This window comes from Amycolatopsis iheyensis, from assembly GCF_024703995.1.
GTDB classification, from domain to species: domain Bacteria; phylum Actinomycetota; class Actinomycetes; order Mycobacteriales; family Pseudonocardiaceae; genus Amycolatopsis; species Amycolatopsis iheyensis.
Genome location: NZ_JAMXQV010000008.1, coordinates 12,171 through 27,358 on the forward strand (window position 1 = coordinate 12,171; position 15,188 = coordinate 27,358).

General features: G+C 73.1%; 18 protein-coding genes. 8 read left to right on the forward strand and 10 right to left on the reverse strand.

Annotated features, from left to right (window positions below):
• The first annotated feature begins 8 nt into the window (after positions 1 to 8).
• Positions 9 to 1,634, forward strand: coding sequence for a CocE/NonD family hydrolase (locus M8542_RS16625; RefSeq protein ID WP_257921073.1), 1,626 nt, complete (start codon positions 9 to 11; stop codon positions 1,632 to 1,634).
• Between the two features lie 31 nt (positions 1,635 to 1,665).
• On the opposite strand, the gene M8542_RS16630 is transcribed toward M8542_RS16625, so the two are convergent.
• Genes M8542_RS16630 through M8542_RS16640 form a run of 3 tightly spaced genes read right to left on the reverse strand, consistent with a single transcriptional unit; the run spans position 1,666 to position 3,699 of the window.
• Complete coding sequence (locus M8542_RS16630; protein WP_257921074.1) at positions 1,666 to 2,769, reverse strand: M48 family metalloprotease; 1,104 nt, start codon at positions 2,767 to 2,769, stop codon at positions 1,666 to 1,668.
• Entirely contained in the window at positions 2,766 to 3,263 is a 498-nt protein-coding gene (locus tag M8542_RS16635; protein WP_257921075.1) for a hypothetical protein, read from the reverse strand. The genes M8542_RS16630 and M8542_RS16635 overlap by 4 nt, the downstream gene beginning before the upstream one ends.
• 13 nt (positions 3,264 to 3,276) lie before the next feature.
• A complete protein-coding gene (locus tag M8542_RS16640; RefSeq protein ID WP_257921076.1) occupies positions 3,277 to 3,699 on the reverse strand; it encodes a hypothetical protein in 423 nt (140 codons plus the stop codon).
• 144 nt (positions 3,700 to 3,843) lie between these two features.
• Between M8542_RS16640 and M8542_RS16645 the strand changes: the two genes are divergently transcribed.
• The gene (locus M8542_RS16645; RefSeq protein WP_257921077.1) at positions 3,844 to 4,560 is read left to right on the forward strand and encodes a hypothetical protein; all 717 of its coding nucleotides are present in this window, start codon (positions 3,844 to 3,846) and stop codon (positions 4,558 to 4,560) included.
• 3 nt (positions 4,561 to 4,563) lie between these two features.
• On the opposite strand, the gene M8542_RS16650 is transcribed toward M8542_RS16645, so the two are convergent.
• Both M8542_RS16650 and M8542_RS16655 read right to left on the reverse strand, forming a co-directional pair.
• Positions 4,564 to 5,319 (reverse strand): metallophosphoesterase, encoded by a 756-nt coding sequence (locus tag M8542_RS16650; protein ID WP_257921078.1) that lies wholly within the window; start codon positions 5,317 to 5,319, stop codon positions 4,564 to 4,566.
• A complete protein-coding gene (locus tag M8542_RS16655) occupies positions 5,316 to 5,948 on the reverse strand; it encodes a GntR family transcriptional regulator (protein WP_257921079.1) in 633 nt (210 codons plus the stop codon). Before M8542_RS16655 ends, M8542_RS16650 begins: the two co-directional genes overlap by 4 nt.
• Positions 5,949 to 5,993: 45 nt before the next feature.
• On the opposite strand from M8542_RS16655, the gene M8542_RS16660 reads away from it, so the two are divergent.
• The gene (locus M8542_RS16660; RefSeq protein WP_257921080.1) at positions 5,994 to 7,163 is read left to right on the forward strand and encodes an aminotransferase class V-fold PLP-dependent enzyme; all 1,170 of its coding nucleotides are present in this window, start codon (positions 5,994 to 5,996) and stop codon (positions 7,161 to 7,163) included.
• Here the strand turns inward: M8542_RS16660 and M8542_RS16665 are convergent.
• Positions 7,160 to 7,630: a DUF1453 domain-containing protein gene (locus M8542_RS16665; RefSeq protein WP_257921081.1), complete on the reverse strand. Its 471-nt coding sequence runs from the start codon at positions 7,628 to 7,630 to the stop codon at positions 7,160 to 7,162. The two genes, M8542_RS16660 and M8542_RS16665, sit on opposite strands and share 4 nt — an antisense overlap.
• A 66-nt stretch (positions 7,631 to 7,696) precedes the next feature.
• Between M8542_RS16665 and M8542_RS16670 the strand changes: the two genes are divergently transcribed.
• Positions 7,697 to 8,302, forward strand: a complete 606-nt coding sequence (locus tag M8542_RS16670; protein ID WP_257921082.1) for a TetR/AcrR family transcriptional regulator — start codon at positions 7,697 to 7,699, stop codon at positions 8,300 to 8,302.
• Here M8542_RS16670 and M8542_RS16675 read toward each other — a convergent pair.
• Together M8542_RS16675 and M8542_RS16680 are read right to left on the reverse strand one after the other, a co-directional pair.
• A complete protein-coding gene (locus M8542_RS16675) occupies positions 8,299 to 9,249 on the reverse strand; it encodes an SDR family NAD(P)-dependent oxidoreductase (RefSeq protein ID WP_257921083.1) in 951 nt (316 codons plus the stop codon). The genes M8542_RS16670 and M8542_RS16675 overlap by 4 nt on opposite strands.
• A 39-nt stretch (positions 9,250 to 9,288) precedes the next feature.
• On the reverse strand, positions 9,289 to 10,425 hold the full coding sequence (locus M8542_RS16680; RefSeq protein WP_257921084.1) for an acyl-CoA dehydrogenase family protein: 1,137 nt from the start codon (positions 10,423 to 10,425) through the stop codon (positions 9,289 to 9,291).
• A 31-nt stretch (positions 10,426 to 10,456) separates the two neighbouring features.
• Between M8542_RS16680 and M8542_RS16685 the strand changes: the two genes are divergently transcribed.
• A complete protein-coding gene (locus M8542_RS16685) occupies positions 10,457 to 11,938 on the forward strand; it encodes an AMP-binding protein (protein ID WP_257921085.1) in 1,482 nt (493 codons plus the stop codon).
• Positions 11,939 to 11,951: 13 nt separating this feature from the next.
• Positions 11,952 to 12,368 (forward strand): cupin domain-containing protein, encoded by a 417-nt coding sequence (locus M8542_RS16690; RefSeq protein ID WP_257921086.1) that lies wholly within the window; start codon positions 11,952 to 11,954, stop codon positions 12,366 to 12,368.
• Here the strand turns inward: M8542_RS16690 and M8542_RS16695 are convergent.
• The gene (locus tag M8542_RS16695) at positions 12,365 to 12,829 is read right to left on the reverse strand and encodes a MarR family winged helix-turn-helix transcriptional regulator (protein ID WP_257921087.1); all 465 of its coding nucleotides are present in this window, start codon (positions 12,827 to 12,829) and stop codon (positions 12,365 to 12,367) included. The two genes, M8542_RS16690 and M8542_RS16695, sit on opposite strands and share 4 nt — an antisense overlap.
• Before the next feature lie 125 nt (positions 12,830 to 12,954).
• Here M8542_RS16695 and M8542_RS16700 point away from each other — a divergent pair, with 125 nt between their 5' ends.
• Entirely contained in the window at positions 12,955 to 13,455 is a 501-nt protein-coding gene (locus M8542_RS16700) for a carboxymuconolactone decarboxylase family protein (protein WP_257921468.1), read from the forward strand.
• Here the strand turns inward: M8542_RS16700 and M8542_RS16705 are convergent.
• On the reverse strand, positions 13,442 to 14,017 hold the full coding sequence (locus M8542_RS16705; protein ID WP_257921088.1) for a short chain dehydrogenase: 576 nt from the start codon (positions 14,015 to 14,017) through the stop codon (positions 13,442 to 13,444). The genes M8542_RS16700 and M8542_RS16705 overlap by 14 nt on opposite strands.
• A gap of 120 nt (positions 14,018 to 14,137) precedes the next feature.
• On the opposite strand from M8542_RS16705, the gene M8542_RS16710 reads away from it, so the two are divergent.
• Positions 14,138 to 15,184 (forward strand): hypothetical protein, encoded by a 1,047-nt coding sequence (locus M8542_RS16710; protein ID WP_257921089.1) that lies wholly within the window; start codon positions 14,138 to 14,140, stop codon positions 15,182 to 15,184.
• The last annotated feature ends 4 nt before the right edge of the window (positions 15,185 to 15,188 follow it).

Consider the following 15,188-nt stretch of genomic DNA (forward strand, 5'->3'; position numbering starts at 1 on the left):
GGGCGCCCGTGCTGGACCGACTTGTCGACAAGCTGCTCGGACTCCCCCGCGCCGAGGGCCCCAAACCGGTCGTCACGCGCGACCTCGCCGTGCCGATGCCCGACGGCGTCACGCTGCTCGCCGACCGGTGGGCCCCGGCGGGCACGACGTCGGCGCCGGTGGTGCTGATCCGCACGCCGTACGGGCGCGCGGGCCTGCTCGGGCGGCTCTTCGGCGAGACGTTCTCCCGGCACGGGCTGCAGACGGTCATCCAGAGCACCCGCGGCTCGTTCGGCTCCGGCGGCGAGTTCCGGCCCTTCCACCTCGAGCGTGAGGACGGCGTCGCGACCGCCGAGTGGCTGCGCGCCCAGCCGTGGTGCGACGGGAACCTCGCGACGGCGGGCGCCAGCTACCTCGGCCACACGCAGTGGGCGCTGGGGCCCTACCTCGACCCGCCCCTGGCCGCGATGTGCCTGGGCGTCACGGCGTCGGAGTTCGTCTCGACGTTCTACCCGGGCGGCGTGCTCGCGGCGGACAACATGGTGTCGTGGTCGGCGATGATCGGCCGGCAGGAAGAGCGGTTCGCCGCGCTGCCGAACCCGCTGCAGAAGCGCAGGACGCGCCGGGCGATGTCGTTCCTGCCGCTGGCCGGCGCCGACGTCGCCGCGATCGGGAAGCCGGTGCGGTTCCTCCAGGACGTCACCGCGCACTTCGTGCCCGACGACGACTACTGGGCCATGGCCGACCACAGCGCCGAGGTCGCGAAGCTCGACGTGCCGGTGTCGATGGTCACCGGCTGGTACGACCTGTTCATCGGCTCGCAGCTGCGGGACTTCCGGATCCTCGCCGAGGCGGGCAAGGCGCCGCGGCTCACGATCGGGCCGTGGGCGCACGGCGAGCCGGCGAGCATGGGCCCGATGCTGCGCGACCAGCTCGGGTTCCTGCGCGCGCACCTGCTCGGCGACCGGACGCAGCTGCAGCGCTCGCCGGTCCGGCTCTTCCTCCAGGGCGCGGACACCTGGCTGGACTTCGAGTCGTGGCCGCCGCCCTCGACCGCGACGGCGTCCCACCTGCGCCCGATCGGCGGGCTGGGCGAGGAAGTCGCCGACGACGCGCGCCCGACGGCGTTCACCTACGACCCGGCCGACCCGACGCCGTCGGTGGGCGGCCCGCTGCTGATGGGCGAGACGAAGCAGCGCGACAACCAGGAGGTCGAGGCGCGGCCGGACGTGCTGGTGTTCACCGGCGAGCCGCTGCCCGCGGACGTGGACGTGATCGGCGAGGTGTCGGCGACGGTGCACGTGCGGACCGAGCTCGGGCACGCGGACGTGTTCGTGCGGCTCTGCGACGTCGACGGCGGCGGGGTTTCGCGGAACGTGACGGACGGGATCCTCCGGCTGCGCCCGGGTTTCCCGGCGGCGGACGCGGACGGGGTGGTGACGGCGGAGGTCGTCCTGGACCCGACGGCGTACCGCTTCCGCCGCGGCCACCGGCTGCGTGTCCAGGTGGCGGGCGGGGCGTTCCCGCGGTTCGCCCGCAACCACGGAACGGACGAGCCGGTGACCTCGGCGGTGGCTGGGAAGGCGAATCGCTTCGAGATCTTCCACGACTCGGGGCGGCCGTCGAAGGTGACGTTGCCGGTGTTCACCGGCTGAGCCGGCGGAGGGGGCCGGTCGGCCGGTGCGCTCAACCACCGACCAAACGCGCCCACGGCCGGCGCAACACCGGCCAAGCCGCACCGAAAACGGCAGCCGCCGTCCACACCGGCCAACCGGCCGCCACCCACAGTCCGAGTGCGCGCTGGGTACCCGACTCCCCCAGCTGCAGCCAAGCCGCGTTGGCGGCCAGGAGCAGCCAGCCGAGCTGGACCAGCCAGCCCACCGGGTAGCACGCGATCGCGGCCAGCGCGGTGGCACGCGGGCCCGCGTCGAGCAGGCGACGGCGCAGGGCCATCGGCGGGTGGGTCAGCCGCGCCGTCACGCGGCGGGTCTTCGGCACACCGAGGCGGGTGGCCGCCGCGGCGCCGGCGACGTGGTCGGCGGCGAACTCGGCGCTCCACGACCCGGCGACCGGCAGCGTCACCGCCGCCAGCAGCGAGCCGAGTGCGGTGAGCAGCATCAGGCCGAGCCCGCTGCCGACTTCGCCACCGGCGTACCCGGCGCCGTCGAGAACAGCGGCGAACCACACCGCCCCGACCGGGACCACGGCCGTCCAGACGAACAGGCCCGGCCAGTGCCGGACGACGAACGCCAGCGGGCTGGTCGCACCGGAGAGGAGGGTGTCGCCCTGCCGGCAGTGCGCGAGTTCGTGCCGCACGACGGCTTCGGCGGCCGCGCGGTCCCGCCGCCAGAGCACGACCAGCGGCGCGAAGACGGCGAGCCGGGGACGGCGTGGGCGGCGGAGGTAGGCGAAGGCGAGCAGGTCGGTGCGCCGGAGGTTGGCCCGGACCTCGACGGTGGGGAGCTGGGCTTTCGCGTACCCCGTGATGGCAGCGAGGGTCGGGGTCGGGAAACCGTCCAGCCGGTACCGGCGTTCGACGAGCCGCCCGCGGACGCCGGCCCCGGCCACGGTCACGACGGCGGCGAGCAGCACGAAGGCGGGCACGAGGTCGACCAGCCCGGCGACGCGGAGGAGGTCGCTGCCGGGGACGGTCGTGGCGGGGTTCGGCGTGGCGCCGAGGACGTCGAGGACGGTGTCCCGCCAGAACGGGAACTGGCGGGGCGCGGTCCAGCCGACCGCGGTGACGAACCAGAAGAGCAACCAAGGCGGGGCCGGCGAGGCGATCGTCACGGCTCCTCCGGGGGCGCCGCCGCCAGGAACGCCCGCGTCCCCGCGCCGTCGCTGATCAACGCGCGGACGATGCGGAACGTCAGCACCTCGCTCTCGATCGGGGGCAGCCCGGCCGCCGTCAGCTCCGCGCTGATCGCGTCGATCAACCGGCTCAGCTCCGGCAGCCGCAGCTCCTCGGGCGCCGGCTTCGCACGCCGGCGGTCCCACAGGTCCCCCAGGTTCTTCAGCAGCGACGAGACCGAGCTCAAGTTCCCGCCCAGCGCCGACCAGATCGCCGGGGCGGCCAGCGTCACCGCCGCCAGGACGTGCGGGAACACCACGATCGGCGCGGTCACGTCGAACCCGCCCGGGACGGAGTTCGCGCGGGCGAACAGCTCCCGCCGGGACGCTCCACCCGTCACGTACGCCGCCGTCAGCGCCGGGACCAGCTCCACCTCGTCGGGGGCCACCCCTTCCGCCAAGCGCACCGCCCAGCCGATGACCTCGTCGCTCACCCGCTCCGCCTTCCTACGCGAACGCCTCGTGGAACTCCACCGCGTACGGGCCGGGCACGAACCCGCCGCCGAGGCCCAGCTCGACCACGACCGTCTCCTCCGGGGCGACCGCGGACCGCACCTGGCCGAACAGGTCCGCCACCTTCGTCCCGCCGACGGAGAGCGTCAGCCGGAACAGCCCCGTCCGGGCGCGGTCCGCCCGGTTCGTCACGGTGATCTCGCCGGTGAAGAACCCGGTGCCGTCGTCGCCCACCCGGGCGCCGCTCAGCTCCCACTGCCGGTCACTCCCCCGCGCCGGGACGTCCACCAGGGACGGACCCGCGGGAACGAGCACCGGCTCGGCCGGCCGGCTCAGGTGGAGCCCGAACCCGAGCAGCGCGATGAGGGCGACCACCCCGAGCACGCGGAACCCCGCGCGGCGAACGACGCCCGGCACTCGATCCTCCACTGTGGACGGACACCCGGCCGGGCGCCCGACCAGGAGTCGTGCCCGCGGGCGAAGCCGTTACAAACCGGTCGTAACGTCTCCGCGGCCACCACCGACCTACGCCATGACACGCCGCCCAGGTCAGGATTTCCCTTGATCAGCAACCGAAAGATCATCGCCGCGGTGACCACCGGCCTGCTGCTCACCGCCGGCTGCGGCGGGGTCGAGCAGGTCGCGAGCCCGGCGCCGGTTCCGACGTCGGACACGCCGACGACCACGACCACACCGACGACGGACACCCCCACGACCACCGAGACCACCTCTTCGGAAACCACCACCACGGAGGAAGAAACGACGACCTCCGAAACCGAGGAAACCGAAGCAGCGCGCCGGAGCACCACCGGCTCCTACGACGTCACCCTCTCCGGCTCGGTCTCCGGTCACTCGTTCAGCCGGCCGGCCACGCTGCGGGTGGTCGACACGATCTCCTCGAGCGGCACCACGAACGACGTCAACCCGGTCGACGTGTGCCTGGTCTCCGGCAGCCCCGCCGGCCGGCCGCAGCCCGGCGCGATCCGGTTCGGCTCCAACACCGGCTGCCTGCCGGGTTCCGGGGCCGCGGACCTCGACCTGGCGAGCGTCGACACCGACGGCGACACGATCACCGTCGAGCCAGTGGAGAACATGGCCGCCACCGGCGGGAACCTCTTCACGTCGTCGTCGAGCATCGCGGCGTGCCCGTTCTTCCCGAAGTCGGGCCGGCTGCGGGTGACGATCGACGGCGGCGACGTCTCCGGCCGCATCGAAGTCACCGGCTACGGCGGCGCCTTCTGCGGCACCACAGTCTACGACGCGAAGATCTCCGGCTGAGCCTCAGCCGACCACGCGGTGGTGGCTGGTCACCCGGCCGTCGTCGTGCAGGACGTGCAGCAGCAGCGACGGCGGCCGCTCGTAGTCCAGCGGGCCGCCTTCGGCCCAGCCGCGGTCCGCGCCCGGCTCCACCGGCAGCAGCGACTGCGAAACCACGCCCGGCGCGATCCGCAGCGGCACGCCCGCGAACGTCGTCGACGCGCCGGTGTGCACGTGACCGGCCAGCAGCGCCACCACACGCGGGTGGCGGCGCAGCACCGCGGCCAGCCGCTCCTCCCCGGTCTGCCGGATGCCGTCCACCAGCGGGACGCCCACTTCGACCGGCGGGTGGTGGAACGCCACGAACGCCGGGCCGTCGCCGCCGGCCAGGGTTTCGTCCAGCCACGCCAGGGTCGAATCAGCCAGGAAACCCGCGCCGCTGCCGGGGATCGTCGAGTCGCACATCGCGAACAGCACGCCGCCGACCTCGCGCGCGAAGTCGATCGGCTCGGCCGAGGGCGGCTGGTTCAGCAGCCCGGTCCGGAACTCCGCCCGGTCGTCGTGGTTGCCCGGGCAGACCAGCACCGGCGCCGGGTGCTTCAGCAGCTCCGCGGCCCGCGCGTACTCCGCCGCCGCGCCGTGGTCGGCGATGTCGCCGGTGACGACCACCGCGTCGATCGGCCGGGCCAGCCCGCCCAGCCAGGCCATCACCGCCGCGACGCGGTCCTCGGCGCGCGGGCCTTCGTCCAGGTGCAGGTCGCTCAGGTGCGCGATGATCATCTTTCGTCCTTCCCCAGGTACGCCAGCGCTTTCACCCAGTTGCGCACGAGCACCGCGGACGCGGTCGGCAGGTCGCCCGCACGCAGCGCCGCGGCGATCCGGCGGTGCTCGCCGATGCTCTCCCCGGCGCGGCCGGCGCCGCCGAAGTAGCAGGATTCGTACCGCTTCAGCAGCGGCTTGGTCTGCCCGATCAGCCGCAGCAGGTGCGGGTTCGGGCACCGCGACAGCAGCAGCGCGTGCCACCGTTCGTCCACTTCGGACAGCTCGTCGCCGCGGTCCAGCGCCGCGGCCATCTCGTCGGCGACGGCGTCGAGCGCGTCCGGCAGCCCGGCCAGCTCCAGCGGTGACGTCCAGCGCAACGCGAGCGCTTCGAGCTCGGCCACCAGCGGGTAGAGCCGGCGTGCCTCGTCCGGGTCGAACGGCGGCACGAGGAACCCGCGCCCCGGCGCCGACACGAGCAGGCCGCGGTCGGCGAGCCCGATCAGCGCCTCCCGCAACGGCGTCCGGCTGACGCCCAGCTCCCGGGCCAGGTGCACCTCGTTGACGCGCGCGCCGGCGGCGAGCCGTCCGTCGAGCACGCGCGTGGTGATTTCGCCGATGAGGTCGCTGCGCAGCGGGGTACGGGCCACTTCCGCAGTATTGCATACAGAACGGGGCTACTGTATTCAGTTCACATGGTCTTCGACGTCGCCCGCGCCCGCCGTGAAACGCCCGGCTGCGCCGAAGTGGTCCACTTCAACAACGCCGGTTCCGCGCTCCCGCCGGCCATCGTGACCGACACGGTCGTCGCGTACCTGCGCCACGAAGCGCTGATCGGCGGGTACGAGGCGGCCGCCGAAGCGCAGGGCCGCCTCGACGCGGTGTACGCGTCGGCCGCCCGGCTGGTCGGCGGCGAGCCCGACGACATCGCGATCACCGACAACGCGACCCGCTCCTGGCAGGCCGTCTTCTACGCGTTGCCACTCGGGCGCGGCGACCGGATCCTCACCTCGCGTGCCGAGTACGCCAGCAACGCCATCGCGTTCCTGCAGGTGGCCCGGCGCACGGGCGCGGTCGTCGAGGTGGTCGGCGACGACGAGTCGGGGCAGCTGGACGTCGAGGAGCTGCGGCGGCGCGTCGACGGCGACGTCAAGCTGATCGCCGTCAGCCACGTGCCCACCCAGGGCGGCCTGGTCAACCCGGCCGAGGAGATCGGCGCGGTCGCCGAGGCGGCCGGCATCCCGTTCCTGCTCGACGCCTGCCAGTCGGCGGGCCAGGTCGACCTCGACGTCACCCGCCTCAGGTGCGACGCGCTGTCGGCGACCGGCCGCAAGTACCTGCGCGGCCCGCGCGGCACCGGCTTCCTGTACGTGCACCCGCGGCTGCGGGAGCGGCTGGAGCCGGCGATGCTGGACCTGCACTCGGCGACCTGGTCGGCGCCGGAGGAGTACGTCGTCGACCCGACCGCCAAGCGCTTCGAGGTGTGGGAGCGCGACTTCGCGGCGGTGTTCGGCCTCGGCGCGGCGATCGACTACGCGCTCGACTGGGGCCTGGCGGCCATCGAGGAACGGGTGGCGTCCCTGGCGGCGACGCTGCGCGCCCGGCTCACCGAAGCCGGCGCGCGCGTGCACGACGCCGGCGCGCGCAAGTGCGGTCTGGTCACCTTCAGCGTCGACGGCACGCCGGCCCCGGAGATCAAGGCGAGGCTGGCCGAGGCGAACATCAACACGTCGATCTCGTCGCGGACGTCGGCCCAGTTCGACTTCACCGCGCGCGGCCTGCCGGACATGGTCCGGGCGTCGGTGCACTACTACAACACCGAAGACGAGATCGACCTGCTGGTGCGGCGGATCGAGAAGCTCTAACGTCGCGGCCGCGCGTACGGGAGACCGGTCACCTTCGCCCGCGACGCCACGGCGAGTGCTTCGCCGAGGAGGCTCACGCCGATGGACAGCGTCATCGGCCGGGCCTGTTCGGGCATGCCGGCGCCGACCGCGAGGGCACCGAACCCGAAGTTGACGCCCGCCGCGACCACCCACACCGCGAACGTCCACAGCGTGTAGCGCAGCCACAGCACGCCGTCCCGTTCGAACAGCCGCGTGGTCACCGCGCGCGCCGCCCCGAAGCCGAGCCCGATCGCCGAACCCAGCGCGACCCACAGCGCGTCGGCGACGGTCAACTCGAGCTTCGTCAGGCTGTACGCGCCGATGGCGACGAGGATCACCGGCGCGCCGAACAGTTCCCGCGCCACCAGCGGCTCGCCCCGCAGACGCCGGATCACCAGGACCACGACCGCGGCCAGCACCACCGCGGCGATCAGCCATTCCCGCACGATCTCCCCCTTTGTAGCACAGACATGCTAAAAAGATTGATAGCACGACTGTGCTATAAAGGCAACGTGCCGAAGCTGGTCGACGCCGACACCCGCCGCCTCGAAATCGCCGACGCCGTGTTCCGGGTGATCCGCCGCGACGGTGTCGCCCAGGCGTCCCTGCGCGCGGTCGCCGCCGAAGCCGGGCTGGTGATCGGATCGGTGCGGCACTACTTCGCGGCACACGACGAGATGATCGTCTTCGCCCTGCGGACGCTGGCCGACCGCGTCACCGCCCGGATCGCCCGGCGCGCCGAGGAGATCTTCGAGGGGACGCCGGACCGGCTCGAAGCGACCGTCCGGCTGCTCGCGGAGCTGCTCCCCCACGACGAAACCCGGTCAGCCGAGGCGGAAGTGTGGCTCGCGTTCACGGTGGCCGCGCGCACCCGGCCGGAGCTGGCCGCCGAGGCGGACCGGGGGCACGAAGGCCCGCGCACGGTCGCGCTCCGGTGCCTCACCGAGGCGGCCGCGCTCGGCTCCCTGCGCCCCGGACTCGACCTCGCACTGGAGGCGGAACGGCTGGCCGCCCTGCTCGACGGGCTCATGCTCGGCGGCGTGACCCAGCCGGCCCGCCTGCCGCCGCGGCTCGCCGAAGACGTCCTGCGGCGGCACCTGGAATCCCTGCGGGCCTAAGCGAAGGCGTTGACACCGGTGAGTTCCGCCGACACCGTCCAGAGGCGCTCGGCCAGTGCGGGGTCGATCGCGTAGTCCTTGACTCCGACGCGGCCGCCATCGGCCGGCGCGGGCTCGGCGATGTCGCAGTCCTCGAGGTAGCCGCCGCCGAGCCCGTCGAGCTGCGGGGAGGTCGCCGCCCAGACCTGGGTCGCCGCGCCCTGTTCCGGGGTCTTGACCTCGCCCGTCACCTGACCGGACGCGTCCAGCATGCCCGCGGCCCGCAGCTCCTCGCGGTCGAGGTAGCGCACGAGGTCCGTCATGATCCGGCCCGGGTGCAGGGCGAACGCGCGAACGCCGCGGTCGCGCGCCAGCCGGTCGAGGTGCACGGCGAAGAGGACGTTCGCGGTCTTCGCCTGGCCGTAGGCGAGCCACTTGTCGTAGCCGGCCCGGAACTCGAGGTCGTCGAAGCGCACCGGGCCGAAGTGGTGACCGCGCGAGGACACCGAGACGACACGCGCGCCCGCGTCGAACGCCGGCCAGAGCCGGTTCACCAGGGCGAAGTGCCCGAGGTGGTTGGTCGCGAACTGCGCTTCCCAGCCCGGCCCGACCCGTGTCTCCGGCGATGCCATGATCCCGGCGCTGCCGATGAAGGTGTCGATGCCGCGCCCCGAGGCGAGGAACCGCGAAGCGAACGCGGCGACGCTGTCGAGGTCGGCGAGGTCGAGCTCGTCCACCTCGACGCTTTCGAAGCCCCGCAACGCTTCTTCGGCCGTCGCGCGCCGGCGGGCCGGGACGACGACGTGCGCACCCGCCGCCGTCAGCGCGCGGGTGGTCTCCAGGCCCAGGCCGGAGTAGCCGCCGGTGACGATCGCGGTCTTGCCGGTCAGGTCGAGCCCCGCCACGACCTCGGCCGCGGTGCTCCCGGCCCCGAACCCGGAGCCGATCTTGTGCTGTGCAGTGGTCATGTCCCGACGCTAGGTCCTGGAGTGGACTCCAGCGCAAGGTCAGTCCTTGAGCAGCTGCCGCGCGATCACGAGCTTCTGGATCTCGCTGGTGCCCTCGTAGATCCGGAACAGCCGCGCGTCGCGGTAGATCCGCTCGACCGTGACGCCGCGGACGTAGCCCATGCCGCCGTGCACCTGGACCGCGCGGTCGGCGACCCGGCCGAGCATCTCGGTGCAGAACAGCTTCGCCGAAGACGGCCCCAGCTTGCGGTCCTCGCCCGAGTCGTACTGCGCGGCGGCCTCGTGCACCATCGCGCGCCCGGCGGCGAGCTCGGCGTGCGACTCGGCCAGCAGCGCCTGGACGAGCTGGTACTCGCCGATCACCCGGCCGCCCTGACGAGCCGTCCGCGCGTACTCGACGGCTTCGGCCAGCGCGCGTTCCGCCATGCCGACGCACAGCGCCGCGATGTGCAGGCGGCCGCGGGCGAGCGAAGCCATCGCGATGCCGAAGCCCTTGCCCTCCTCGCCGATCAGGGCGTCGGCGGAGACCTCGACGTCGTCGAACACCACCTCCGACGTCCACGCGCCGGCCTGGCCCATCTTGGCGTCGTGCGGCCCGACCGTGACGCCGTCCGCGCCCGCGCACACCAGGAACGCGGAGATGCCCCGGCTACCGGTGCTTTCGAGGTCCGTGCGCGCGAACACGACGAAGACTTCGGCCAGCGGCGCGTTCGTGATGAACCGCTTGGTGCCGGAGAGCCGGTAGCGGTCGCCGTCGCGGACCGCTCGGCTGGTCAGCCCGCCCGGGTCGGAGCCGGCTTCGGCCTCGGTGAGCGCGAACGACGCGATCGCCTGGCCCGCGGCGAGCCGGGGCAGCCAGCGGGTGCGCTGGTCCGGCGTCCCGTAGCCGACGATCGCCTGGCCGGCGATGCCGTTGTTGGTGCCGAACAGCGACCGGAACGCGGGCGTCGTGTGGCCGAGCTCGATGGCGAGCCGGACGTCTTCGGCCATGCCGAGGCCGAGGCCGCCGTACTCCTCCGGCAGCGCCCAGCCGAACAGGCCCAGCTCGGCGGCCTTCTCCCGGATCTCCGCCGGGATCTCGTCGCGCTCGTCGATCTCCGCCTCGCGCGGCACGACCTCCTTGCGCACGAACTCCCGCACCGCACCGAGCACCTGCCCGAAAACGTCCGCGTCCATGCGTCGCACCGTACCCGGTAGCGTGCTTCGCGTGAGCACCTTCTTCGACGTCGCAGCAGAGCACCCGGACCGGCTCGCGGTGCTCGCGCCGGACGGCACGGCCGCGACCTTCGGCGAGCTGGCCGCGCGCGCGAACCGGCTGACGCACGCGCTGCGCCGCCTGGGTCTCGGCGCGGGCGACGGCGTCGTCGCGATCGTCCACAACGGACTTCCCTACTTCGAGCTGCTGTTCGCCACGCTGCAGGCCGGGATGTACTTCACCCCGGTCAACTACCGGTCCTCCCCCGCCGAAATCGCTTACGTGGTCGAGAACAGCGGCGCGCGGGTGGTCGTCGCCGACGCGGACATCGCGCGAACCTGCGACCTCGACGTGCCGAAGTTCGCCGTCGGCCCGGCCGAGGGCTGGGGCGACTACGCGTCGTGGGGCGAGGACGAGCCGTCGACCGCCCCGCAGCCGCGGACCGCGGGCCAGACGATGCTCTACACGTCGGGCACCACCGGGCGCCCCAAGGGCGTGCGGCGCGCGTTGAGCGGGAACCCGCCGTCGCTGCACCCGATCCACCGCGACCTGCTGGCGCTGTTCGGCGTCGAGCCCGGGCCGGGCGTGCACCTGGTGGCCTGCCCGCTTTACCACGCGGCGCCCGGTTCGTTCGCCGCCAACGCGATGCACCTCGGGCACAGCGCGGTGCTGATGGACCGCTTCGACGCCGAAGAAACCCTGCGGCTCATCGAAGAGCACCGCGTCACGGACACCCACCTCGTGCCGACGATGTTCCACCGGATGCTGCGGCTGCCCGAGGACGTCCGCGCGCGGTACGACACGTCGAGCCTGACCAGCGTCATCCACGGCGCGGCGCCCTGCCCGCGCGAGGTCAAGGCGCGGATGATCGGCTGGCTCGGCCCGGTGGTGCACGAGTACTACGGCGCGTCGGAAGGCCTGATCTGCGGCGTCACCGCGGCGGACTGGCTGGCCGCGCCGGGCACCGTCGGCCGGCCGCTGACCGGGGTGCGCCTGAAGGTCGTCGACGACGACGGCGCCGAGGTCGCGCCCGGCGAGCCGGGCACGATCTACTTCAGTTCGGCGCACACGGCGATCGACTACCTCGGCGACCCGGAGAAGACCGCGGCCGCGCGGTCCGGCGAGTTCATCACCGTCGGCGACTTCGGGTACCGCGACGCCGAAGGCCGCGTGTTCCTGCTCGACCGCCGGACCGACCTGATCCTGTCGGGCGGGGTCAACATCTACCCGGCCGAGATCGAGGCACGGCTGCTCTCACATCCGGACGTCGCCGACGTGGCGGTGATCGGCGAGCCGGACGACGAGTGGGGTCAGCGGGTCGTCGCCGTCGTCGAGCCGGTGCCGGGCGTCTCCGGGGACCTGGCCGCGCGGCTCGACGAGCACTGCCGGGCGGAGCTGGCCGGCTTCAAGACCCCGAAGCGGTTCGACTTCACCGATCGCCTGCCCCGCACCGAATCGGGCAAGATGATGCGGCGCACCCTGCGCTCATCGTGAGGAGAACCGCCCGATGCGCAAGACCTGCACGATCTTCGCCGCGAGCCTGCTGGCCGCGGTCCTGCTGCCCTCGACCGCTTCCGCGACACCCGGCAGCGGCGTCACCGGCACGATCCTGGCCCAGAAGACGATCGGCCACACCGACTACACGCTGCGGGAGATCACCGTCCAGCCGGGCGGCTACACCGGCTGGCACTTCCACGACGGCACGCTCTACGCCTACGTCAAGGCCGGGACGCTGACGCACAACCTCGCCGACTGCAGCCTCGACGGCGTCTTCACCACCGGGCGCGCGTTCACCGAAAAGCCCGACCAGGTGCACATCGGCCGCAACCTCGGGTCGACACCGCTGGTGCTCGAGGTCCTGTACGTGCTCCCGGCGGGCAGCCCGCTGTCGGAGGACGCGCCCGACCCGGGCTGCGGGTACTAGCTGCTGAACCAGCCCGCGGCGTCGAGCCGGTAGGCCGCCGGGCCGACGACCTTGCGCAGGTCGGCTTCGAGCGCGCCGATCCGCTCGGCGCCGACCGTGCGGGCCCAGTCCTGCCGGAGGTCGTCGAAGATCTCCGCGGACTTCGTGAGCGCGTCGATGCCGTGCGCGGTGAGCCGGACGACCTTGCGGCGCGCGTCGTCGGGGTCGTCGGCGCGTTCGGCGTACCCGAGCGCCTCGAGCCGCTCGACCGTCTTGCCGGCGGCCTGCTTGGACACGCCGAGGCGGCGCCCGATCTCCGACGCGGTCGCGCCCTGGACGCCGATCGCCTGCATCGCGAAGCCGTACGAAGGCCGGACGTCCGGGTGGCCGCGGCGCGCGAGCTCGGCGTGGAGGCGGTCGATGAGCGTGCGGAACCCTCCGAAGAGCAGGAAGGGCAGCTCGTAGCCGGGCGCGTCCGTCATGAGGCCTTGCCCATTTCGACAACCAGGTTTACGGTATCGACAACCACATTGTCGATCCTACGTCTGGAGACGTCTTGTTCCCCGATCACACCCCGGAGTCTGCACCCCCGGCCGCCCGCCCGGCGATGGCGGCCACCGCGAAGAAGTTCGGCCGCGTCCCGGCCGCCGTCGCGCGCCTGGCGACGTCGCCGGAGCTGCTGAACGGTTTCCTGAAGCTCAACGCGATCTTCGAGGCCACGACGTTGCCGGCGCTGGACCGCGAAGTGCTGGTCATGACGGTGGCGGCCCGCAACGGGTGTCACCTGTGCGTGGCGATGCACACGGCTGCCCTGCAGCGCATGTCCGCGGCGCCGGAGCTGGTGGCGGCGCTGCGGGCGCAGTCGGCGCTGCCTGCACCGCGCCTGGAGGCGTTGCGGCGCTTCGTGCTGACCGTGCTGGACACGACCGGCGACGTCCCACCGCCGGAGCTGGCGGCGTTCACCGATGCCGGGTACACGCCCCGGAACGCGCTGGAGGTGGTGCTGGGCATCGGCACGTACACGCTGTCGACGTTCGCGAACCGCCTGACGGCCGCGCCACTGGACGAAGCGTTCGCCGAGCACGAGTGGCACGCTACCGCGGTCTGACGGTGGTCCCGGTCGCATCGCCTTCGACGAGGGCCCGGTAGGCCTCGGCGACGACCGCCACCGGCGTCCCGCCGTCCCGGCCCATCGCCGCGAGGGTTTCGCTGATCCACCCGGGGCTGACGACGTTGATCCGCAGCCCACGCGGCAACTCGGCGGCGGCCGACCGGACGAACCCTTCGAGGCCGGAGTTGACGAGCGCGCCGAGGCCGCTGCCGGGGATCGGCTCGTCGAAGGTGCCTCCGGTGAGGGTGATCGAGCCACCGTCGGTCAGCCGGCCCGCCGCCCGCCGCGCCAGGGCGACCTGGCCGAGCAGCTTGCCGCGCAGGTCGTCGAGCACCTGGGTGTCGGTCAGTTCGGCCAGGGGCTTCAGGGGGACATTGGCGGCGCAGCACACGACGGCGTCGGCGGCCTCGGCGAACAGCGCGTCGAGCGAAGCCGGGTCATCGAGGTCGGCTTTGGCCGCTGTCGTCCGCGAGACGCGCAGGACGTCGTGGCGTGGTTCGAGGGCTTCGGTCACGGCTCGCCCGACGAGGCCGGTCGCGCCAAGCACGATGATCTTCACGCCGCCGACGCTAGCCGAGTTTTGCTTTGCGCGGCAACGGAAGCCGCCTTTTTGTCGGTGGTCGTCCGTAGAATTCCGGGTGTTCGGTCGGGGGCTGGATCGATGTCCTGGGAGGACATTTTGCGTGCACGGGGGAAGTACATCGCGGCCGCGGCGGCGACGCTGATGGGAACGGTGCTCGTCGCGGCGCCCGCTTCGGCGGTGTCGACGGCAGGGTGTCAGTGGACGTCCGCCGTTCTGCCGGTGCCCGGCGGCTACTCGCTGGAAGACCTGGGCGGCGGGGACGGCGCCGGCGCGGTCGCCGGGACGCTGCGGCCGGCGAAAGCCGGTGATCCGCTCGTGGGCGTGGTGTGGCGGGCGAATCGCGCGACGGTGCTCGGCACCGCCTTCGGGCAGAACACCGAGCTCTCGGACGTGAACGCGGCCGGCGTCGCGGTCGGGTCGTACGCCGACCCGCACGTCTTCGGCGTGCCGGACCTGCACCACGCGATCCGGTACACCGGCGGCCGGTTCGAGCGGCTGCCCGAGCCGCCGGGGTTCGCGAACACCACCGCGATGGCGATCAACACCCGCGGCGACATCATGGGCGCGGTCGGCGAAACCGCGAACAACGGGTTGTACCGCACGGTGCTGCGGCCGGCGGACGCACCCGGAACCGTGGAGGTCCTCCCCGCACCACGGGACTTCTTCCAGAGCCCCGGCGGTCTCGACGAGGACGGCACGGTCGCGGCGGGGATCCTCGGCGGGGCGCCGAGCGGTGGCTTCGAGGGCTACTTGTGGCCGCGGGGCGGTCCGGCCGTCCAGCTCGCTTCGCCGGTGCCGGCCGGCGATGTGGTGCCCACGGCGATCGCGGGCGGCCGGGTCGCGGGGTACGCCGGTGACGCCGGCGCTTTCCTCTGGCACCTCGACGGTTCCGTCGACCGGGCGCTGCCGGGGGTCCGGCACGTCTGGGCGATGAACCCGGCTGGGGACATCGCGGGCTCCGCCGACGACGGGTCGACGCTGTTCCTGCCGGCCGGCGGTGGCCCGGCGCAGACCCTTGTACCGGGCGGCACGGGCCAGGAAGGCTGGGTGCGCGACGTCGCCGGCAACGGAGACGTCGTCGGCACGGTGACGACACAGTCACCGGAGTACCGGCGGGACGTGGTGCGCTGGCACTGCGGGTGAACCC